15 protein-coding genes are annotated in these 22,529 nt (G+C 42.0%); 7 read left to right on the top strand and 8 right to left on the bottom strand.

Going from position 1 to position 22,529, the window contains the following annotated elements; all coding sequences use genetic code 11:
* Position 1: 1 nt before the first annotated feature.
* Complete coding sequence (syd, locus tag FJ709_RS07140) at positions 2-652, bottom strand: SecY-interacting protein (RefSeq protein ID WP_226414868.1); 651 nt, start codon at positions 650-652, stop codon at positions 2-4.
* Positions 653-706: 54 nt separating this feature from the next.
* Here syd and queF point away from each other — a divergent pair, with 54 nt between their 5' ends.
* Positions 707-1,564, top strand: a complete 858-nt coding sequence (queF, locus tag FJ709_RS07135; protein WP_226414866.1) for an NADPH-dependent 7-cyano-7-deazaguanine reductase QueF — start codon at positions 707-709, stop codon at positions 1,562-1,564.
* 170 nt (positions 1,565-1,734) lie between these two features.
* On the opposite strand, the gene FJ709_RS07130 is transcribed toward queF, so the two are convergent.
* On the bottom strand, positions 1,735-2,682 hold the full coding sequence (locus FJ709_RS07130) for a LysR family transcriptional regulator (protein ID WP_226414864.1): 948 nt from the start codon (positions 2,680-2,682) through the stop codon (positions 1,735-1,737).
* A 165-nt stretch (positions 2,683-2,847) separates the two neighbouring features.
* On the opposite strand from FJ709_RS07130, the gene FJ709_RS07125 reads away from it, so the two are divergent.
* Complete coding sequence (locus FJ709_RS07125) at positions 2,848-4,836, top strand: alkyl/aryl-sulfatase (protein WP_226414862.1); 1,989 nt, start codon at positions 2,848-2,850, stop codon at positions 4,834-4,836.
* 169 nt (positions 4,837-5,005) lie between these two features.
* Positions 5,006-6,583, top strand: coding sequence for a S10 family peptidase (locus FJ709_RS07120; RefSeq protein WP_226414861.1), 1,578 nt, complete (start codon positions 5,006-5,008; stop codon positions 6,581-6,583).
* Positions 6,584-6,639: 56 nt separating this feature from the next.
* On the opposite strand, the gene FJ709_RS07115 is transcribed toward FJ709_RS07120, so the two are convergent.
* The 4 genes from FJ709_RS07115 to FJ709_RS07100 form a co-directional block, all read right to left on the bottom strand.
* Positions 6,640-7,596, bottom strand: coding sequence for a 4'-phosphopantetheinyl transferase family protein (locus tag FJ709_RS07115; RefSeq protein WP_226414859.1), 957 nt, complete (start codon positions 7,594-7,596; stop codon positions 6,640-6,642).
* A 77-nt stretch (positions 7,597-7,673) separates the two neighbouring features.
* Positions 7,674-9,752, bottom strand: coding sequence for an amidohydrolase family protein (locus FJ709_RS07110; RefSeq protein WP_226414857.1), 2,079 nt, complete (start codon positions 9,750-9,752; stop codon positions 7,674-7,676).
* Between the two features lie 797 nt (positions 9,753-10,549).
* On the bottom strand, positions 10,550-11,152 hold the full coding sequence (locus FJ709_RS07105) for a glutathione S-transferase family protein (protein WP_226414855.1): 603 nt from the start codon (positions 11,150-11,152) through the stop codon (positions 10,550-10,552).
* Between the two features lie 32 nt (positions 11,153-11,184).
* The gene (locus tag FJ709_RS07100; RefSeq protein WP_226414853.1) at positions 11,185-14,616 is read right to left on the bottom strand and encodes a hybrid sensor histidine kinase/response regulator; all 3,432 of its coding nucleotides are present in this window, start codon (positions 14,614-14,616) and stop codon (positions 11,185-11,187) included.
* A gap of 278 nt (positions 14,617-14,894) precedes the next feature.
* Here FJ709_RS07100 and acs point away from each other — a divergent pair, with 278 nt between their 5' ends.
* Positions 14,895-16,847 carry an acetate--CoA ligase gene (gene acs, locus FJ709_RS07095; protein WP_226414851.1) on the top strand — a complete coding sequence of 651 codons (1,953 nt, stop codon included), beginning with the start codon at positions 14,895-14,897 and terminating at the stop codon, positions 16,845-16,847.
* A gap of 224 nt (positions 16,848-17,071) precedes the next feature.
* On the opposite strand, the gene FJ709_RS07090 is transcribed toward acs, so the two are convergent.
* Together FJ709_RS07090 and FJ709_RS07085 are read right to left on the bottom strand one after the other, a co-directional pair.
* Positions 17,072-18,586, bottom strand: a complete 1,515-nt coding sequence (locus FJ709_RS07090) for a carotenoid oxygenase family protein (RefSeq protein WP_226414849.1) — start codon at positions 18,584-18,586, stop codon at positions 17,072-17,074.
* 67 nt (positions 18,587-18,653) lie between these two features.
* Positions 18,654-19,172, bottom strand: coding sequence for a DUF2141 domain-containing protein (locus FJ709_RS07085; RefSeq protein ID WP_226414847.1), 519 nt, complete (start codon positions 19,170-19,172; stop codon positions 18,654-18,656).
* A 189-nt stretch (positions 19,173-19,361) separates the two neighbouring features.
* Here FJ709_RS07085 and FJ709_RS07080 point away from each other — a divergent pair, with 189 nt between their 5' ends.
* The 3 genes from FJ709_RS07080 (at position 19,362) to FJ709_RS07070 (ending at position 22,442) form a co-directional block, all read left to right on the top strand.
* On the top strand, positions 19,362-20,213 hold the full coding sequence (locus FJ709_RS07080) for a LytTR family DNA-binding domain-containing protein (protein ID WP_226414845.1): 852 nt from the start codon (positions 19,362-19,364) through the stop codon (positions 20,211-20,213).
* A gap of 50 nt (positions 20,214-20,263) precedes the next feature.
* Positions 20,264-22,075, top strand: a complete 1,812-nt coding sequence (locus FJ709_RS07075) for a DEAD/DEAH box helicase (RefSeq protein WP_226414843.1) — start codon at positions 20,264-20,266, stop codon at positions 22,073-22,075.
* 106 nt (positions 22,076-22,181) lie between these two features.
* Positions 22,182-22,442, top strand: a complete 261-nt coding sequence (locus FJ709_RS07070) for a GrxA family glutaredoxin (protein WP_226414840.1) — start codon at positions 22,182-22,184, stop codon at positions 22,440-22,442.
* Positions 22,443-22,529: the final 87 nt, after the last annotated feature.

Raw genomic sequence — 22,529 nt, 5'->3', positions numbered from 1 at the left:
TTTATTTTTTACGTAACAGATATTGCCACATCAATTTAATACGTTGCCAAATACCCGGATGCTGCCACTCGGTATCTTCCGTGGTATCGGGTTTAATTGGCGGAGTAATTCTTGGCGAAAGTTGATCAATAAAAGCACTCAATGAATCAGCTAACCTTTGTTTAGGCCTATCACCAGGTATTTCAATCCAAACACCACCGGATTCATTATCAACCGTTAGCATTTGATCGCCATCGCCTAACACCCCAATAAACCAGGTTGGCTCTTGTTTAAGCTTTTTTTTCATCATTAAATGGCCAATCATGTTTTGCTGCAGATATTCAAAATCTTGTTGATTCCACGTCTGCAGTAACTCCCCTTCGCCCCAGGAAGAGGTAAACATTAATGGTGCGCTATAGAATTGACCATAATATTGATTAATATCATCATGCAGTGATAGTTCTAACGCATGCTCAACATTACTAAAGTCTGCTGATGTTTTACGTTTAAAAGGTTTAAAATATACTGCATGATCACTGTTTTGCTCGAACTGACCTTGAATACAAGCAGAGTCTTCACCCATAGGGTAATATCGCGGTAATTCCGACAGTGCATCTTGATATGCGAGCAGATACTTATTTATAAAATTTTCAAGTGCGGTTGAACAAGACACTAGTGCTTCTCGTAGTTTATAATAAAGCGATATTTTGACATGGAAACCGATTAGATGACACACAATCACGATCCTTATAGTGATGCAGAAGCACTCAAAGGCCTAACTTTAGGCCAAACAACCGAGTATCAAGCTGAGTACGATGTATCACTGCTGCAAGGGGTCCCGCGTAAACTGAACCGAAATGCTATTGATTTAAGCAATGATTTACCCTTTCATGGCACAGATATCTGGACAGCTTATGAATTATCTTGGCTAAACAGCAAAGGTAAGCCAATGGTTGCCATCGCTGAAGTCAGCCTTGATATAAACAGTGTTAATTTAATCGAATCAAAGTCATTTAAGTTGTACTTAAACAGCTTTAATCAGACAAAATTCGACAGTGTTTCCACCGTTGAGCAAATATTACAAAAAGACTTAGCAAACTGCGCCCAGGGTGATGTGGTTGTTAAAGTGATTGAGCCTAAACACTTTAATCTAGAACGAATCGTTGAACTGCCAGGTACCTGTATTGATGATCTGGACATTGAAGTCGACAATTATGACTTTAACTCTGACTTGTTGTTGGGCAGTGGCTCTGAAGAAAAAAACGTTGCTGAAACCCTAAACTCTAACCTGCTGAAGTCTAATTGCTTAATTACGTCTCAGCCAGATTGGGGTAGCGTGATGATCCGTTATCAAGGGCCAAAAATAGACCGTGAAAAGCTGTTACGCTATTTGATATCTTTCCGTCAGCATAATGAGTTCCATGAGCAATGTATCGAGCGGATTTTTGTTGATTTAAAACGCTATTGCGGCTGTTCAAAATTAACTGTTTATGCACGCTATACACGACGAGGCGGTCTAGACATTAACCCGTATCGCAGTGATTTTGAAAATCCACCGGAATCAAATCGTTTAGCAAGACAGTAAGCTAGGCGCTATTAACCTTTCAAGATGAATTTTGCAGCAGTTTGTAGCCGTTTAATACAGACAATAACGCAGTAGAAAACCGCTACAAGCACTGCCTGAAAGATTCACAAATGTCTTAAGCATTGAAAAATCGGTTAATGGCAATAATTGGTTAGTGGCGATATAAGCCATTAACCAAATGATTCCGCCATACTCACGCTGATTAACTCCCTTAACCACTGACTGGCTTTATCTTTATGGTAACGAGTCGGCCAAATGCTATATATATTGATTGGCTTAGTGTCAAACGGCAGCGGTAATATTCGTAAATTAAATAACTTAGCGTAACTTTTCGCATAAGTTTGCGAAGAAATACCAATCGCATCAGATTTACTGACCATCGACATCATACTCAACAGTGAAGACTGCTCAGAATAGACATTACGCATAGGCATTTTCTCAATTGAAGAAAACTCTATTACTGTCTGGTTTTCACGGCGCATTTTATACAATACATGTTTAGCATTAAAAAATTGCTCAAACGATATACTGTCTAAAAACTCAGGGTGATCTTGTCTAACAATACAAGCCAAGCTCTCTTGTGCGATTAGCTTATGCTTCACATTGCGGTAATACGGCAAAGCAATATCTAACGCTAAATCGACTTTATTATGTGATAAGTCTTCATATAATTGATCTTCACTTAATGGCGCTTCACGAAAAATAATCTCAATATTAGTGTCTAGCAAAGCCTGATAAATGACAGGTTGCAGCAAATCGATTAACACCTCGTTAGCATAAACCTGAAATACCCGAGTAGATAACTTAGGGTCAAAATCTTGAACCGACTGAAGGGTTTGCGCTAACTGCGTCATTAAAGGCGACAGGCTTTCATACAAAAAATAGCCGGTTGATGTAGGTGAAATACCCCTGCCGACTCGAATAAACAATTCACATCCTAAGGTTTTTTTAAGCCGTATTAAGGCATTACTTACCGATGACTGGGTTAAGTCAAGCTTCTCGGCGGCAAGGGTTATAGAATTCAATTCACACACAGTGCAAAAAACTCTAATTAAATTGAGATCTAACTGACTAAATATATCAATATTTTCAGATACCCGCGTTTGCTTGACTTTCACTCATTCCACCTTAAACCCTATCGTTCTCTCACCCCGATTACATTTATACAATAAATGTATTACCAATTGTTAGCTATAGTTATCTTTTGCATTTAGCTGGTTACTATAAGTACATCAAGTTTAAACAACAGCTTATTTTAACATTACAATACAGTGAGAATGAAAATGAAAAAAACGACTATCGCTTTTGTTATCATCAACACCTTCGCACTTAATGCGTTTGCAGCTCAACATGAGCACGACCATATCAGTGTTGATTATCAAGGTAAGCCAGCAACCCAGGCGACAATTGACGCAAATAAAGCGGTTGCAAGCACATTGAAATTTGAAGATAAAACCGCGTTTAAGCGCTTTAATCATCAACTCATCACTAAACTCGATAAAGAAACAGAAGCCATTCTGCGGGCGGAATTTAGCTTTATAAGTGAACAATACCCAGACTCAGTTAACCCATCTTTATACCGTCAAGCTCAGCTTAATATGGTGTCAGATGGTTTGTACAAGGTCACTGATGGTATTTATCAAGTGAGAGGGACTGACTTATCTAATTTAACCCTTATTCGCGGTAAAACCGGCTGGATTTTATATGATGTGTTGCTGACAAAAGAAGCTGCCAGCCAGTCGTTAAAATTTGCCTTAGCCAACCTACCTGAAGGCAATGATCTACCCGTTGTTGCCATGCTTTACTCGCACAGCCATGCCGACCATTTTGGCGGGGCAAGAGGCGTACAACAGATGTTTCCAGATGTGAAGGTATATGGATCGCACAACATCACCACTGAAATTGTCGATGAAAACGTCTTGGCGGGTAATGCAATGAGTCGTCGCGCCGCTTATCAATATGGTGCAACATTAGGTAAGCACGCTCACGGTATTGTTGATGCTGCATTAGCCAAAGGCTTGTCAAAAGGTGAAGTCACCTACGTTAAACCTGATTATGAGCTAAATCAAAAAGGTAAATGGGAAACCTTAACAATCGACGGTATTGAAATGGTGTTTATGGACGCATCAGGTACAGAAGGTGCAAGTGAGATGGTCACCTATATTCCATCAATGAAAGCCCTATGGACCGCAGAGCTAACCTATGACGGCATGCATAATGTGTACACGCTTCGAGGCGCTAAAGTCAGGGACGCATTAAAATGGTCAAAAGACATTAATGAAATGATCAATGCATTTGGTGAAGATGTGCAAGTGGCTTTTGCTTCTCACTCAGCACCGGTTTGGGGTAACACTGAAGTGAATGATTACCTACGTATGCAACGTGACAACTATGGCTTGGTGCACAACCAATCTTTACGTTTAGCCAACCAGGGCGTAGTGATACAGGATATTGGTGATGCGATTATGGACACCATACCGCAAAACGTAAAAGATGTTTGGTATACCAACGGATATCACGGCACCTACAGCCATAATGCCAAAGCGGTATACAACATGTATTTAGGCTACTTTGACATGAATCCAGCCAACCTAAATCCATTACCCACACAATCAGAAGCCACTCAATTTGTGCGCTATATGGGCGGAGTTGATAACATCATAGCCAATGCTAAAGAAGATTTCAGCCAGGGTGAGTATCGTTTTGTCGCCACAGTATTAAATAAGGTCGTGGTTGCAGAGCCTACCCACAAAGTGGCTAGAGACATGTTAGCAGACACTTATGAGCAATTAGGCTATCAAGCCGAGGGCGCTGGGTGGAGAAATATATACTTAACAGGCGCCCAAGAGCTGCGGGTGGGTATTAAACCCGGCGCACCAAAATCGGCATCTGCGGATGTATTAAGTGAAATGGATATGTCGACCTTATTTGACTTTTTAGCGGTAAAAGTCGACAGCATAAAAGCGGCTGAAGTCGGATTTGTTAGCCTAAATGTGGTTAACCCTGACGTGCAATCAGACAATAAGTTGTATGTTGAATTAAGTAACGGCAACTTAAGTAACGTGAAAGTAGACACACTGAAAACGGCTAGCGCCACATTAACCATCAACCAGCATGATGTGACTAAAATTTTACTTGGGCAAACAAACTTAAAGTCATTACTTGAAACTAAGCAAGCCAAGTTAACCGGTGATCAAACTGCCTTTGGCAAAATTGCATCAACCTTGGTTCAATTTGACGAACAATTTGAAATAGTGCCTTTAGCTAAATAACGACATCAGCTAAATAAGCACAGCAGCGAATAAAAAGCCGCCATCAATTTATATTGATGGCGGCTTTTTGTTATACAAAGTGTTACAAATTGGTAATGCTGACTGAACTCTGTTTGTCGAGTTACATGTTAATCTGCAGTTAAATCCTAACAAAAAATGAGACTTTACCATGCGCAAACTTCTGGTCACATCCTGTACTGTACTATTTTGCATGCAATTAAGTTTATCCACCTCAGCCAGTTATGCAGCCGACAATAGTACGAGTAATAGCAGTACTAATAACAGCAGTAACACAGCTGACAGGGTAAAACGTCAAATACCAATCGATCAGACAGTTATCACTGAGCACAAAACGACTATATTAGATAAAAAAATAGCCTATAGCGCGACTACCGGCACGCAACCCGTTTGGGACGAACAAGGTAACCCTACCGCCACTCTATTTTATACTTATTACCAACGCACTGATATTAAAGATAATAGTAGCCGCCCTCTGGTTATCTCTTTTAACGGCGGTCCAGGTTCAGCATCGGTGTGGATGCATGTTGCCTACACAGGGCCGCGCGTACTCAATGTTGATAATGAAGGCTACCCATTACAGCCATATGGGGTAAAAAGTAATGATTACTCTATTTTAGATGTGGCCGATATTGTATTCGTTAACCCGGTTAATACCGGTTACTCACGTGTCCTGCCCGATGCAGAAGGCAAAATGCCTTCTAAAGATGAGCAACAGAAAATGTTTTTCGGTGTCAATGCTGATGTGAGTTATTTAGCAGAATGGATCACTACCTTTGTGTCACGAAACGAGCGTTGGCGCTCACCTAAGTATTTAATCGGTGAAAGCTATGGCACCACAAGAGTATCGGGATTAGCACTAGAGTTACAAAAAAACCAATGGATGTATCCTAATGGCGTCATCCTAGTGTCACCTACCGACATAGGTATAGAACGTAATGGGCCGGTAAAAACCGCTAATCGCCTGCCCTATTTTGCCGCAACCGCCTGGTATCATAAGGTATTAGCAGAAGATCTACAGCAGCAGGATTTAACCCCGCTACTTGCCGAGGTTGAAAACTTTACCATTAACCAGTACTTGCCAGCATTAGCCAAGGGAAGCTTTATTGATGATGAAGAAAAACAACGTATTGCTAAGCAAGTGGCGCATTATTCAGGCTTAAGTGTGACTGAAGTATTGCAAAGTAATCTAGATATCGACACCGACTACTTTTGGAAAACCTTACTGCGTGAACGTCAACAAACGGTTGGACGATTAGACTCGCGCTACTTAGGTATTGATGAAAAAACAGTCGGCGCACGCCCAGATTACAACGCAGAGCTTACTTCATGGTTGCACAGCTTTACCCCAGCAATTAATGATTATCTTCGCACTGAATTAAATTACAAAACGGATATAAAATACAACATGTTTGGCCCGGTTCATCCGTGGGATAGAAGTAATGATCATTCTGGTGAGGACTTGCGTTTAGCGATGGCACAAAACCCCTACCTAAATGTCATGATCCAATCAGGTTATTATGATGGCGCAACCAATTATTTTGATGCCAAGTACACCATGTGGCAGTTAGACCGCAGCGGCTTGATGAAAAACAGACTGTCGTTTAAAGGATATCGAAGTGGCCATATGATGTATTTACGTTATGAGGATTTAAAGCAATCTAATCAAGATTTACGCGAATTTATTCTCTCTAGTTTACCAAAACCAGACCAAGCGGCTAAGTACTAAGCTGTTGACAACAGTTGATCACAACAGTATTTGATCACAATCGTTGTTCACAATAATTAAGACAACAACTGAGCCAATGATGTTAATACCATTATTGGCTCAGTGATTTTTACACCACCCGCTAAATCATCACTACCATTTTCATTACTGCCACTCAATACAGCATCCGTCCCGATACAAAAACTGAATCGATAGCTGTCAGTCAAGCGCCCAAAGCGGCAAGTCCATTGTGAGTTATCGGTAACCGGAGCAGTAAAATGCACGTCATCATGGCGGCATAATATCGGTGATGGCGCGCGCTCAGCGGCCTTGACAACAGCAGATTCAAACGCAACAGCAGGCGCATTTTTAGATACAGAAAAACAGTCTGCTTGAAACACCTTGTTATCATTAAATGAAAACGAAAATGAGCTTAATGATTGTGCTAATCCCTTACCCGTCGCTTTAATAAAGGCTTCTTTTAAGGTCCATAAATCAAAAAAACGTTGCCGTTGTAGCGCATCAGGTAAGGCGACTAAATCAGCCACTTCATTGTCAGTAAAGTAATGATTCAAAATAGGCTGAATATGGGTACTGGCACGCACACGTTCAATATCAAGACCAAATAATATCGCCTTGAACACACCATAATGGCGACGTTCACTATCACCAGAGCTAATACCAGAGCTAGCTTCAGCACAGAGCAACACTCCAATCATTAACCAGTCACCACTGTGGCTTAAGTTAAAATGTAACCCCGTTTGCTCAAATAGCTCAGCAGATAAACTTGGCTTACCTTTATCACCATATTCAAATAACCATTGATGTGGAAGCACATCACTGTGCATGGATAAAACCGCCCGCAATGCTAACCGAACCTGTAATGCATTATGTTGAGCCTGCTCAGCTTTATAACGATGCACCTTGTTTATTTCATCCTCAGTTAACCAGCTTAATGCCAATCCCTGTTCAAACTGAATTCGACTAAGCTGATTATTTAACGGTATAAAATAAACATGTGGTTGAATGATCATTAAAAACTCTATGTGAGCCGACAGGCTTTTTATCGTTAAAGGGTGTTCACATTATTTAGCAAACACACTCAAGTTAGTTATTCAACAACGGTCGGAATTGCGGTAAAAGGCTTTATGCCAAATTCAGGGTAAACTTCACTCGGAAAATAAATAACCCCGCCTTTTGACACCATAGCCACCGTCTTAATGGCACGAAGATCTGCAATAGGATCACCAGGCACTAAGAAAAAGTCAGCATACTTACCCACTTCAATACTGCCAAGCTGCTCGCCATAGCCTAAATAATTCGCCATATCATAAGAAGCCCGGCGCAATACTTCAGCATTAGTCATACCTATTTTTTTGAATAACTCTAACTCACGATGCAGTTCAAAAGCGCCACCTAAGTCGGTACCCGGAACCAGTAAAATGCCTTTTTTGTGCATCAATGCCAGTGTTTCAATCACTTTATCAAACGCTAGGCGATAATCTTTATCCTCTTGTTCATCGGCTACATTTAATAAGGCCACTTTCGCGCTTCTTTGCTCGCCAATCGGCATATGGTCGATATAATCTTTAACGCCAATACGGGTTTCACCGTTTCTAGCCGTTAAACCTAATTCATGAATAACGATGGTGGGATCAACCGCAATATTTTTTGCCACCATAGTATTTAAGGTATGTTGTACTTTGTCGCTATTGAGGTCTAAATCGACAAAACGTTTCATGCCAGTAATGCGATAAAGCGTGCGCGTATCTTCATCTTTATCAAGCACCCAACTCAGCATTGCCTGGTTGATATGGGTAATTTCGTCATACCCTGCAGCAATCATTTCATCAGCGTTTGAGAAAGCAGGAATATGCCCAGTTATGCGCATACCATGCTTTTTAGCGGCTTTAGCCATAGCAGGTACCCACTCACCATTAATCGAGCTGTATACTTTTATTTGAAAATAACCGCCTTTTTCACCGTACATATTCACAAGGTCAACCGCTTCTTGCTCAGTAGATGCTATCTCACCGGTCGCCGCGGAAAACTCGCTTTTACCCTCAATAAAACCACTTTTGGTAATGCGTGGGCCAATAATTTGATTAGTTTCAATTTTGTCGATTAATGGGTCGAGAATGTCAATTTCATTACCCATATCTCTAACAGAGGTGACGCCTGCCAATACATTCAGTAAGGCATCGTTATCACTCATGTGGCCGTGCATTTCATACAAACCAGGAATTAATGTACCACCGTTACCCTCAATGAGTACTTCGCCCTCTTTTGCCGAATCAACCATGGCTTCAATAGCCTTAATTTTATCGTTTTCAAGCAAAACAGATTTAGCCGCAGTCAGCTGCAGGCTTACAGGGTCAAATATTCTAACGTTGTTAATCCGTATCGGCTTGTCATATTGATGAATCGCTTTCTGGGCAATTATTTCAAATCGGCTAGCATTCAAGTTAGCCGCTAAATCACTTAACACCTTACTTTGTGCTTCTAATCCCTCACGAATAATCACCACACGTGGCGACAAATATCCAAGCATTAGCTGATTGTCATCAAGGGCAATATAACTTGGGTCAAGATTAATTCCTTTAACGGCATAAATCGTCGCATTCACCTTAGCGTTATTCGCATCGGTAAGCACAACTTTACTAACCTGACTAATCGTCAGCTCGCCAGCAGGCAATGCCGATAATGACAATGTCGGTTGCCCAAGCAAGGCTTTGGCGTAGATGTAAAGCGCATAAGGACTAGCGTTTTGCGCAATGAATAACGCATCAGGGTTAAACTCAGCACTGCCACTTTCAGATGAACTCTGCCAGTTCACCCTATTACCTTTAAGGCTAAACTGCTCATTCACTTCATTGCCGAAAACCGTTTTACCACTAATTTGCCAATCAATGGGTAAACCTTTATCAGACAGCTGTAACACCTCTTGTGAACTGGCACCGCGACCGTTATTACTGAATGAAAAATCAATGTCGATGTTTTGACCATCACGATTAACTGTCATGCCACCAACATCAGTACCACCAAATATGACTTTAAACTTTTCTTGCGCCGGCTGAACAACAGCGGCTTTTTCGACTGAAGCATACTGCTGAGAACAGCCGGCCATAGTTATAAGCAGCACGCTATACATCATTGATTGGAAGATTTTTGACGGTATTTTAATCTGCATAGAGATACCTTTTTCTATTATTATTTTTAAAGTACGAAGAGTAGACAGCATCAATGCGTAATGCAACGTATTGGTATTGAATTCTGGCAATGTTTTTAAGCTAGATTACCAGCAATTGATTTTACAAGTGTCCTTATAATTTCAACGATTTTAAAATCGTCAGGTAGCACTCTTTGTTTCACAAGAATTCGCAACCAGAGAGTCTTTATATGTTTTTGCATGTTATTTCTAAAAGCACGATAGCTCCACAGAAGTAAGTATGCTGCAGATGAGACACTTTTTCGGTTAAGTGCTGCTTGTCGAAGCTTTACTAGCAGCTGAGTTCTATAGTGAATGCACTATTATTTAAACGGCTTACAAAAGCGAGATCCCCGATTAAAGATCCCGGGGATGACGTGATGGTGAGATGGTGAGATGACCAAATGATGAAGTGATGAAGTGATGAAACTATTAAGGGCTAATCGAAGTTAAACGAGTATCAGGTGTGAGCGCGGCGGTGACCATCTATGATATGAATGGCATAGCCTACTTTCAGGGGCAAACTTGCTGCGTGTCGCAGTAGTTCTGATAGCTAAGTTCTATAGTGAATGCCCTATTATTTAAACGGCTTATAAAGCGAGATCCCCGATTAAAGATCTCGGGGATGACGTGATGGTGAGCTGTTGAGGTGGCGAGCTAATGAGCTGACGAGCTAATGAGCTAATGAGCTAATGAGCTGACGAGCTGGCGAGATGGTGAGCTGACGTGATGGTGAGCTGACGAGCTGGCCAGATGATGAAATTATTGGATAGTTCAAACTAATCCATCATTCCCACAAATCCAATTTGTTGCTCAACATTCGCAAGCCATTGCTTAATAGCAGGGTAATGGCTTAAATCAAATCCGCCTTGATGGGCGACATGGGTATAAGCAAACAGGGCGATATCGGCTAAGGTAAATTGCTCGCCCACTAAAAATGATGAATTTTTCAGAGTGTGCTCCATTAAATCTAGCGCTTTATAGCCTTTTTTATGCATCGCTTTATATTCATCAAGTCGGTCGTCTGGCATACCTAAATAAAACTGAATAAAACGGGCTACTGCAATATAAGGTTCATGGCTGTATTGCTCGAAAAACATCCATTGGTACATTTGCGCTTTGGCAAATGGATCGTCAGGGATCAATCCTGAACCCTCAGCTAAATACCCTATAATGGCATTCGATTCTGATAATAGTTTGCCATCATCGGTTTCAATTAATGGAATTTTGCCAGATGGGTGTTTTGCAAGATACCAATCATCCTGGGTATCACCTTGTAAAATATCCATCTCATGCCAGCGATGCCCAATGGCTAATATTGCCAGCACTAATTTAACTTTGTAACAATTGCCAGATTTAATGTCGCCATACACAGTTAACATAGTTTTCCTTAAAAAAGCATTCCGTAACTAAATCATTGCTTAACTAAACTTGAAATAAGTGCCCTTAACGCCGCAGGTTTAATCATTTTCGCCATATAATGATAGCCGCGCCTCTCAACATCCTCTACTAACTGTTTGTTGGTGTTGGCTGTAATCAAAATACCCGGTAAATGTTCCCCATATCGGGCACGAATACCATCCATCGCATCCACACCATTTTGATCATCATCAAGGTGATAATCCGCTAACACAATATCTGGCGCTATGCCTTTTAGGCCTAACTTAATCCGTGCATCGGCTAAATCTTTGGCGCACACCACTTCACACTGCCATCGGGTTAATAATGATTCTAATCCCGCTAAAATGGCTTCTTCATTATCAATACACAATACTTTCACCCCAGCCAGAGGTTGTAATAAACTTGCGGTTGGTTTGGTTTCAACCTGGTGCACGGTTTGTCCTAGCGGTACTTTGATAGAAAACATAGAACCTTCACCCAGTGTAGAGGCGACATTAATTTCATGCCCCAGCACTTTACTGATCCTATCCGCAATCGCCAATCCCAAGCCTAATCCGCTAATGTTGCGACTACTTGGATGGTTAAGGCGTTTAAACTCGCGGAAAATTTCTTGTATATCGTCTTTAGCAATGCCGCAGCCAGTATCAAATACTTGAATCTCGATATACTGACCTTGTCGGCGACAACCCATTAACACTCTACCGCCACGGGCGTAGCGATAGGCATTAGTCAAAAAGTTTTGCAAAATACGTCTTAACAGCGCAGGGTCTGAGTTAACCGTTAATGTTGAACGCACCATATTAAAATTAATCTGACTGTCTTGCGCCATCGCATCAAACTCTATCGCCAGGGCATTAAGCAATTCTCCAATAGCAAAGTCACGGCGATTAACCTCTACATTGCCAGAATCCAGCTTGGAAATATCTAATAAATCAGTCAATAACTCGCCGGCAGTTTTCAATGAGCTGTTTACATGGGTAAGCGTAGTTTGTGCCTCTAAATCTAAATTAGGGTATTGCGCTAATGACGCTGTAAATAATCTGGCAGCATTCAAAGGCTGCATAAGATCATGCCCCACGGCGGCTAAAAATCGCGTTTTAGACGCGTTAGCCAGCTCTTCCAGGGCTTTAGCTTCCAGTAATTCGCTATTAAGCATAGCCAACTCATAGGTACGAGATTTAACCCGCTCCTCAAGGGTTTCATTGGCTTCTTTTAAGGCTTTTTCCTGTAAACGATATTGGGTAATATCGGTAAACGTCATCACAAAACCACCGTCAGGCATAGGGTTACCTTGAATTTTGATGACTTTACCGTCCTTTCTTTCGCGCTCAGAAATATGCTGTGTACCGTTACGCATATGCTGTACCCGCACATTCACTTGCTGTTCAATATCACCCGTACCACAAAAACCTCTGGCGGCATTAAATCGCACCACTTCACTGATTGGCATGCCTTGTTTTAAAAAACCGTCAGGATACTGATAAAGCTCAGAATACTTATAATTCCATGCCATTAAGTTAAGGTCTTTATCCACCACACTCATGCCCTCATAGGCATGCTCAATCGCACCACGTAGCATATCCTGGCTAAGCATAATTTTAGATGATGCCTCATCCACTAAGCTGAATACTTCATCCAAGGCAAGATCCCGCCCTTGCATGACAGAGTCCATCACTAACTTAGCACTAGATGCCCCCAATATGCCCGCTAACATGTGTTCTGTGTGGGCAATAAGCTCATCGGGTGCGGCTTTATGCCAGCTATCACTTTTAACGGCATCGGGGGAAAATCGACTAAAACTTTCATATGCCCGTGTGGGGCTAACAAAACGACTCGCAAGAATTAATAAGTCTTGTTGTGCAATAGGGCCTTGGCGCTTATTGTCATTTTGTTTTAAATGCCACGGTTTAACAAAATTACTGGCTTGAATACGCTCCGCAACCCCAGTTCTAAACCATAACGAGCCCAATACATAACAAATAATATTGGCTAAAAGTGCAATGAGGGTATCGCTAACATTAGGTTTAATCGACTCTAAAACACCTTGATTAGCACCAAAGTGCGATAACGCACTAACATCATTGGTGCTAAAAAACAAAATGTAACACCATAAACTAAAGCCCACACCCAAACCTAAAAATACCCCACTACGGTTACCGTATTTCCAGTACAAGCCACCAATTAATGCCGGGGCAAGTTGTGCAAAAGCGCCAAAAGACAGCATGCCTAAATGCGACAGCGAGTCACTATCAGCCAGGGTTAAATAGCTGATATAACCAAACCCTAAAATGAGCACTATGGCTAAACGTCTGGCATTCAGTAACAACTGTGAAAACTGGCTAAAGTTCTTTTTTCTTATCTGGCCGGTACGCAACATAATCGGCACTAACCACTCATTGCTAATCATAATGCTAATGGTCACCACAGCTACAATCACCATTCCTGTGGCGGCTGATAAAGTGCCTAGTAATGCAATAACAGCAATAATGGGCTGCTCTAATGCCAACGGCAGATTAATCACATAAGTGTCAGCAGCAACACTGTCACCCAGTAGAATTTTCCCCGCCAATGCTAACGGCGCGACAAAAATACCAAATAAGGCTAAATAAACCGGAAAAATCCAACGGGCTTTCTTAAGCACCGACTCGCCACCGCACTCCACCACCATCACATGAAATTGCCTTGGCATACACAAAAATGCCGCCATACCAACAATCAATTCCGGCAATAACGCCCCAACTCGTAACTCACCAAACTCAATCAAATCGCGTTCACTAGCTTGGCGCCAAATATCACCAAAACCATCAAAATAGCCAAAGCTAATCACAACGCCCACCAGCATAAAAGCCGTTAACTTGACCAGAGATTCAAACGCAATGGCCACCATCATGCCGGGGTTATGTTCAGTAGCATCCAGTTTTCGGGTACCAAAAAGAATGGCAAACACCGCCAGAATAAAGGTGATCAGTAATGGTACGCCCTGGGGATTAAGCGGCGAATTTTCAGGTTGAAATAAGTTAAGCGAAAACACCATAGCCTTAAGCTGCAGCGCGATATAAGGCATGATGCCAAATAAGGCAATCAATGTGACTAACGCAGCTAATAGCTGTGACTTACCATAGCGGGCGGCAATAAAGTCAGCTACTGAGGTGATATTTTGCGCTTTAGACACCACCACCATTTTGCGCAATAAACCAAAGCCAAAAGTAAAAATGATGATCGGGCCAACAAAAATAGGCAAGAACGACCAAAGGTCATTAGCCGACTGCCCTACCGTGCCCAAAAAACTCCACGACGAACAATATACCCCCAGACTTAAGCCATAAATCCATAACTGAACTTTTTGGCTAATTTTGCCATACCAACGCTCTGCGCCCCACGCTAAAGTGAATAATAGCGACACATAACATACGGCAATAATTGCCACAAAAAGGGTTAAATTCATAACGCGATTCATTACCTTGAATTATTGAATGAGTCATTCGATATCATTCTTATTATTATCTGGTTATTTTTTCAAAGCCTGCAATATTTGTCGATTAAACAATCAATATTATGCCGCCCTATTAAATTCGCGGCATATATGTACAATTGAACCTCAGTTTAGCACGTGCAACAGGTTAAATAATAAGGGCTTTCTCAAACTAGACCAAGGTCTAATAGTGTTGCAAGCCTGTTGCAGATGATACTTTAACCACGCCATTTATAGAAAGGGAAGCCCCTATGAGCTCGCAGTCTCTTTACAAAGTGCCTAGCGCTATCGCTGAAAATGCACTGGTCAATAACGATCAATACAAAAAAATGTACCAGGAATCTATTGTTAATCCAGAAGGTTTTTGGAGAGAACACGGTAAACGCATTGACTGGATCAAGCCTTACACTAAGATAAAACAAACCTCGTTTGATGACCATAACTTATCAATCAATTGGTTTTATGACGGCACACTAAATGCTTCAGCCAACTGTTTGGACCGCCACCTTGAAAAAAATGGCGACACTGTTGCCATTATTTGGGAAGGCGATGACGCTAACGAACAGCGTAAAATCACCTACGCAGAACTGCATGCCGATGTCTGTAAGTTTGCTAACGCCCTTAAAGGCCAAGGCGTCGTTAAAGGCGATGTCGTCACTATTTATATGCCTATGGTGCCAGAAGCTGCGGTAGCTATGCTTGCCTGTGCTCGTATTGGTGCAATTCATTCTGTTGTTTTTGGCGGCTTCTCACCAGACTCAATCGCATCACGTGTGATTGACGGCAAATCTAAAGTCGTTATTACCTCTGATGAAGGTGTTCGCGGTGGACGTAAAATTCCGCTTAAGCGCAGCGTTGATGAAGCAATAGCTAATCCTGATGTTGATTGCGTCGAAAAAGTCATTGTACTTAAACGTACTGGCGGCAACATTGATTGGGTAGAAGGCCGCGATGTGTGGTGGCACTCATTAATGGAAGTGGCATCTGAGCATTGCCCATATGAAGAAATGGGTGCAGAAGACCCATTATTTCTGCTGTATACCTCAGGCTCAACCGGTAACCCTAAAGGTGTGTTGCACACCACAGGCGGTTACATGGTTTACGCATCAATGACCCACGAATACGTATTTGATTATAAACCAGGTGAAGTTTACTGGTGTACCGCCGACGTAGGTTGGATCACCGGACACTCTTACATGGTTTATGGCCCATTAGCCAACGGTGCAACCGTGTTAATTCATGAAGGGGTCCCAAATGCGCCAACACCTTCACGCATAGGTGAAATGATTGACCGTCATAAAGTGAACATTCTTTATACCGCGCCAACATTAATCCGCGCATTAATGGCTGAAGGTAAAGAACAGTTCAGTGATTACAAAGGTGATTCACTGCGCATTATGGGCTCGGTCGGCGAACCCATTAACCCTGAAGCATGGCGCTGGTACCACGAAGTCATTGGTAATGAGCAATGTCCAATTGTCGACACCTGGTGGCAAACCGAAACCGGTGGTATTTTGATCAGCCCATTACCAGGCGCAACGGATACTAAACCAGGTTCTGCAACGCGACCATTCTTTGGTGTTCAACCAGCATTGGTTGATAACATGGGTGAAATTGTTGAAGGTGCAGCTGAAGGTAACTTAGTTATTCTTGACTCATGGCCGGGACAAATGCGCACCATTTTTGGCGACCACGACCGTTTTGCATTAACGTACTTTAAAACCTTCCGCGGTATGTACTTTACCGGAGACGGTGCCCGCCGTGATGAAGACGGTTACTACTGGATAACTGGCCGAGTGGATGACGTGATTAACGTATCTGGTCACCGCCTAGGTACCGCAGAAGTTGAAAGTGCACTTGTGGCACATGAACTGGTCGCAGAGGCAGCTGTTGTAGGTTATCCGCATGATATTAAAGGACAAGGTATTTATGCCTACGTTACTTTAACCCGCGACGTTGAACCTACAGAAGAGTTGCGTCAAGAGTTACGTCAGTGGGTTCGTAAAGAAATCGGCGCCTTAGCCACACCTGATTTAATTCAGTGGGCAACCGGTTTACCTAAAACCCGCTCAGGCAAAATCATGCGTCGTTTCTTACGTAAGATTGCCGCTAACGAAGTGACTAACCTAGGTGACGCTTCAACACTGGCAGATCCAGCAGTGATTGACACCTTGATAGAATCTCGTTTGAACAAAACCGAGTAAAAATAACATGAGTTGATCAGTTAACCCTACTGCTCAACTCTTTTACTCATTTAATACCCAAATGCTTATTTCCATTACTTGATTTCCATCCACCCAAGAGAATTCTAACCAGTTTCTCTTTTTCGCCCCTCTTAACGAGGGGCTTTTTTTGCTCTGCTTTTAGCGAAGAGGAACAGTTAAGCACCTAAGTGTTAATCTTACTGCCAATACTGTTTAAATGGCCACTAACTCGCCATAAAATTACCGTGAAACCCAAGCGGTAAATGGTAAGGTAACCAGGCTCTGGCTAATGGCCCTGCTGCTAAGTCATTAGCCGCAAAAATATTCAAGCAAGTGCGTTTTGTCGGCACGTGCAATGCAGTACCCATTAAGTAGCCGCTGCCCTCAACGCCTTTAGGGCAAACACTAACATGCTCTTCTACTAAATAATCATCACCAAAATGATAATGCTGCGTAGCACCGGTATCAATATGCAAAGACGATAAGGTATCGCTCCATAAGCTGCTAGATTTAGCTGATAAGTGATACAAATACTGATTTTTAAGCCCCACTAGATGGTCGCATACCCGCGGAAACTCACTGCTATCACCTACAGTTTGCATGTCATAAGTGCCATCAATATATAAACTAAACAAGGCTGTTTGCGCCTTGACACTTGCCTGCGACATCTTACCTTGCATCACATTCGCCAACTTATGCAGCACATCAACATTAGGATACAAACTGGCGTCAAAATGAATGGTGCCATTGGCTTCTTCCCACGCATTACCATAATGAAACGCAAAACCTGCGGGTAATTCAAAGCGTTTAGTCACCTTAAGAGACTGCTTATTTATCACCAATACACTCATTGGAATATCGCTATTATATTGAGTACGGGCAAAATTGCCTTCAATCGCCTTATCAACAAACAATGACGGTAAAATGATCAACACACTTTTGTCTGTAATCAAAAAGTCATGCAACATACCGCCACGGTATTGGCTATCAATTAGACCCACATTTTTAACTTTGCCATTAGCCGCTAATTGATAAATCACCACCTGACCTGATGGATGCAAACCAAAATTCCAAATATCCCCATTAGGGTCAACTTTAGGGTGCGCTGAAAAAGGCAGTCCTTGTAAACTGTTGTCATATTTAGACCCTGCGCCTAAATTAACCTGTTGAGTAAACTGCATGGTATCCCGGTCAATTTGGGTAGGAGATCCCGCCTCCCACAGCGCCCAAAGATCATCTCCCACCGCAATAATATTAGTATTAGCGGTATTAACCGTATCAGCGCTGGTCACAGGCAAAGCATGGGCAATTTTAGTATCAGGGCCTGAATAAACAAACTGCTGCGCCTGTTGCTCTTTAGCAAACTTAGGCGTGTTAATAAATTGGCCACGGTGGACTATTTTTTGGTCGCTAATCTCAAAACGCTGCAACATACCATCGCCTTCAAAAGCATGTAGATAACGAATATCGCCACGTTCATATTTGCCAGGGCCGTTACGATAAAAAACACCTTGTAAATCGGCAGGAATACGCCCTTCAATCGTCAGCGGTTGTGGCTCAAAGTTAGCGTCAACATTGGCAAAACCAATTAACTCAGGGTGCTGTGCCAGCGCCTGATTAAATTGCTGCTTAATATTAACCACAGTAGGAGCAGAAGATGCCAACGCATTCACTGCACCGGGCAGCATGCTTGATGCGCCTATTATTCCCATGCCTTTTAAAAACTGTCTGCGTTGCATGCTCATCTCCAAAATAGTCACCTTTAAAATTGCCATCTCTAGAATTGCCATCTCCCAAATGAGTGGCTTAATAAATAATTTGTGTGTGGTTAATCTGGGTTGATGCGTCTTCAGTGACCGTGAAAGCAGCGTCCTTATAAGCAACCGGACCATAATTAGGTTTAGCATTGTTAGAAAAACCATACCCTTCAGACGGCAAACCAAATAAATTGGTGTCTAACGTGCCGTTATTATTCTCGTCCTGAAAAAAGCGCACCGCATACTCACCTGCGGGAACATCGGTAAAAGACACAAAATTAAGCCCCGCTTTAGCCTGAATGTAAGTCGCTGTTAGCGCATTGCCATTTAAGTAATTATCTTCACCATTAAACAGCTGCACATAAATCTTACTTTGCTGGGCATTGACCCCTGTAATCTCAAGCTTAATATCCGCGGCAAAAGTGGATGAATTAACCCACATTGATGCAAACAGCAATGAAACGGCTAATAACGATGATTTACTCATATTGCTACTGTTAGTCTGAGTGAATTGAGTCGCGGCATTATGTGTCAATGTGCCAGTCAGTTTAGTCGTTAATCTAGTCATTTTTATGTTCCTATCGTCTGTGATAAAGGGGTTATCTTAATTGGCAGTTCGCATCGACATAAGCCGAGCCAATCTCGCCATTGCTTCGTGTTGAAAAGACGATAGAATGGAGCGATAAAAAATTAAAGTCGCTTTTCGTAAAGTGACCCAAAAACTTCGTAAAATGTAACTAAAAAGGAATGTGTACCTTTGACGAATCGTGAAATACCCCTAAATAATCAACAACTAAAATCTGAACCCACTAAAAACAAATTACTGCGCCAACTGCTTATTGTGGTGTTTATTGGATTATTTATTGGCTTTATGCGCCCCTTCGGCATGGATCAATTCACCCTATTATTGTCGATGAGTTACTGGGTGTTTACCTGTATTTGTGGCTATTTAATTTATATGCCACTGATCAATTTAGGCCATAAATACTTAGCAAAAAGCATCACTACGCTCTGGCAACGGGTAGCAATATCATCACTATTAGCCAGCCTAATAATGAGCCTAATTGTGCCTTTTATTGGCTGGCTGTTTTTTGACCACACATTACAATTAGCTGATAATTTTCTACTCGCGCTGCCTAACACCCTGGTTATTGGCAGCATTATTACCTTTGTCAGCATGTTACAAAATCATGTTAATCATCAAAAACAGCAACTTGAACAATCAAAACACGTCATTGAGCAATCGCAAAAGGTCATTGAACAGCATCAACAAAGTCGTGATATAGATACCATTCAAATTGAACAGTTTATGGGCTTATTACCATTAGAAAAGCGTGGACAATTGCTGTGTTTAGAAATGGATGATCACTATTTAAAAGTACACACAGATAAAGGCCAACATATGCTGTTAATGCGCTTAAAAGATGCCTTAATGCAGCTAGAAGGGTTTCCTGGGCTGCAAACACATAGATCCTGGTGGGTAGCCAATCAGGCCGTGGTGTCGGTCAATAAAGAAAATAGAAAAATGTCATTGTTGTTAACCAATCACCTTGAAGTGCCGGTTTCTCGAACTTTTGTTGAAGCAGTTAAAGCTAACCTAGCCCTATAACCATGATATTATCCAACCATAGCTAACCCAATGTATGTTGAATCGAATATTTGAAAGCTTCTACTGACACACCTACTTTGCAACTGCGCGATTACCAACAGGATTCGGTTAACGCCGCCATCAAGCACTTTCGCAGCAGCCAACAATCTGCCGTATTGGCTTTGCCAACGGGTGCAGGTAAAAGCATTGTAATTGCTGAACTGGCACGCATTGCCAACGGCAATGTATTAGTGCTCACCCATGTAAAAGAGTTAGTTGCGCAAAATGCTGAAAAAGTCGGCTTACTCACCCAGGCTGCCAATATTTACTCTGCCGGATTAAACCAGAAAAAAGCTAACGGCAAAACCGTCGTCGCCAGCGTACAGTCAGCAGCGCGGGCATTAGATAGATTCAACCAGCCTTTTTCGCTGGTGATTATTGATGAATGCCATCGCGTCAGTAATGAAAAAACCAGCCAATATCAGCAAATTCTACAGCACCTAAAAAAGCAAAATCCAGCCATTAAAATCTTAGGACTCACTGCAACTCCTTATCGTCTGGGCATTGGCTGGATATATCATCACCATTACCACGGTAAAATTGGCAATACTGACACTGCAGTGTTCGATAAATGTATTTTTGAATTACCCATGCGCCCGCTTATCAAGCAAGGCTTTTTAACTGCGCCTAAGTTATTTGATGGCCTCAGTGCCCAGTACGATTTTAGTCAACTTGAACCGACAGAAAGCGGCGAGTTTAATCAGCAGGAAGTCGAATCTTTACTGAATCATCAAGGCCGTGCCACAACAGCGATAGTCAAACAAATAGTCCAACTGGCAAATGTTCGTAAAGGGGTAATTATTTTTGCCGCAACCGTACGTCACGCACAGGAAATTATTGGCTTATTAAACAAGCTTATCGACAATGCCGCCACGCCAACCAAAGCGGCATTAATCACCGCCGCCACGCCCCATAATGAACGCGACACCATTATCGATGCCTTTAAAGCGCAGCAGATTAAATACATTGTCAATGTGGCCGTACTCACCACGGGCTTTGACGCGCCCCATGTCGACTTAATTGCTATTTTAAGGCCTACGGCATCGGTAAGCTTATTTCAACAAATGGTGGGGCGTGGGCTGCGTTTAGCGCCGGGTAAAACCGATTGTTTGGTGATTGACTACGCCGCCAATGGTTTTGACTTATATTATCCTGAAGTTGGCCAGGCCAAACCCAACAGCAAGTCAGTGCCGGTACAAGTGCACTGCCCTGTGTGCCAATTTGCCAATACATTTTGGGGATTAGTCGATAATGACGGTGACATCATCGAACATTTTGGCCGCCGATGTCAGGGACTTGTTGCTGCTAATACCGCGGCGGTAAAAGCTAAAACAGCCAATACCGAACAACAATGCGACTTTCGCTTCCGCTCTAAAGTCTGCCCAGACTGCGGCGCAGAAAACGATATCGCCGCGCGCATTTGCCAAACCTGTAACTCAACACTCATCGACCCTGATAAGCGCTTAAAACAAGTATTACAGTCGCAACATCACCACTTATTCAAATGCCAGGAAATGCTCATCACCCAAAATGAACAGGGTTTGCTGGTGCGCTACATAGATATTGAAGGCAATGACTTTAAGCAAAGCTTTAAGTTTGATACCCCAGCACAAAGAAAAGCCTTTTACGCGGTATTTGTGCTTAGCCACACCCGAACGCCTGGTATGTTACATCCGCGATATGACAAAGCAGAACAGGTACTGAGTGACCAGAGCCGCTTTAGAAAACCCGACTTATTATTACTAAAAAAACAAAAACATCACTGGAAATTAATTGATCTATTTTTTGACTATCAAGGTAAACATAAAACAGATTTCAGTTAGCTTTATTCGGGGTATTTATTTGGGTTAAGCTAAATTCATTTAATCACGTTATCATTTGCAAAAAAGTTGTACTATAAACACACCATCTAGCCAAGTAGGAGTTACTATGTTTGTTGTTATTTTTGGCCGTCCAGGCTGTCCGTATTGTGTTCGTGCTGTTGAGTTATCTGAAAAATTAGCCGCACATCGTGAAGATTTTAAATTTAAATATGTAGATATTCACGCTGAAGGTATTTCTAAAGCTGACTTATCAAAAAGTGTTGGTAAAACAGTAGAAACAGTACCACAGGTATTTGTTGATGAAGCCCCAATCGGTGGCTATACCGAATATGATCAATATGTTCGCCAACATGGTCTACTAGACTAAGCTTTTGTTTATAAAGCTTTTTACAAAATAAGAAAAAGGGCCATAACAATGTTATGGCCCTTTTTTTATCGGTAATCTAAGTGATTA

Origin of the sequence: Shewanella glacialimarina (assembly GCF_020511155.1) — a bacterium.
GTDB lineage: Bacteria > Pseudomonadota > Gammaproteobacteria > Enterobacterales > Shewanellaceae > Shewanella > Shewanella glacialimarina.
The sequence above is the reverse complement of the archived record's forward strand: the minus strand, read 5'-3'. Positions and strand labels throughout refer to the sequence as shown.

Excerpts from the sequence above, each read along its gene's own strand:
- queF (WP_226414866.1), top strand. The coding sequence starts at position 707 with ATGACACACAATCACGATCCTTATAGTGATGCAGAAGCACTCAAAGGC.
- FJ709_RS07125 (WP_226414862.1), top strand. The coding sequence starts at position 2,848 with ATGAAAAAAACGACTATCGCTTTTGTTATCATCAACACCTTCGCACTT.
- FJ709_RS07120 (WP_226414861.1), top strand. The coding sequence starts at position 5,006 with ATGCGCAAACTTCTGGTCACATCCTGTACTGTACTATTTTGCATGCAA.
- FJ709_RS07115 (WP_226414859.1), bottom strand. The coding sequence starts at position 7,596 with ATGATCATTCAACCACATGTTTATTTTATACCGTTAAATAATCAGCTT.
- FJ709_RS07110 (WP_226414857.1), bottom strand. The coding sequence starts at position 9,752 with ATGCAGATTAAAATACCGTCAAAAATCTTCCAATCAATGATGTATAGC.
- FJ709_RS07105 (WP_226414855.1), bottom strand. The coding sequence starts at position 11,152 with ATGTTAACTGTGTATGGCGACATTAAATCTGGCAATTGTTACAAAGTT.
- FJ709_RS07100 (WP_226414853.1), bottom strand. The coding sequence starts at position 14,616 with ATGAATTTAACCCTTTTTGTGGCAATTATTGCCGTATGTTATGTGTCG.
- acs (WP_226414851.1), top strand. The coding sequence starts at position 14,895 with ATGAGCTCGCAGTCTCTTTACAAAGTGCCTAGCGCTATCGCTGAAAAT.
- FJ709_RS07090 (WP_226414849.1), bottom strand. The coding sequence starts at position 18,586 with ATGCAACGCAGACAGTTTTTAAAAGGCATGGGAATAATAGGCGCATCA.
- FJ709_RS07085 (WP_226414847.1), bottom strand. The coding sequence starts at position 19,172 with ATGACTAGATTAACGACTAAACTGACTGGCACATTGACACATAATGCC.
- FJ709_RS07070 (WP_226414840.1), top strand. The coding sequence starts at position 22,182 with ATGTTTGTTGTTATTTTTGGCCGTCCAGGCTGTCCGTATTGTGTTCGT.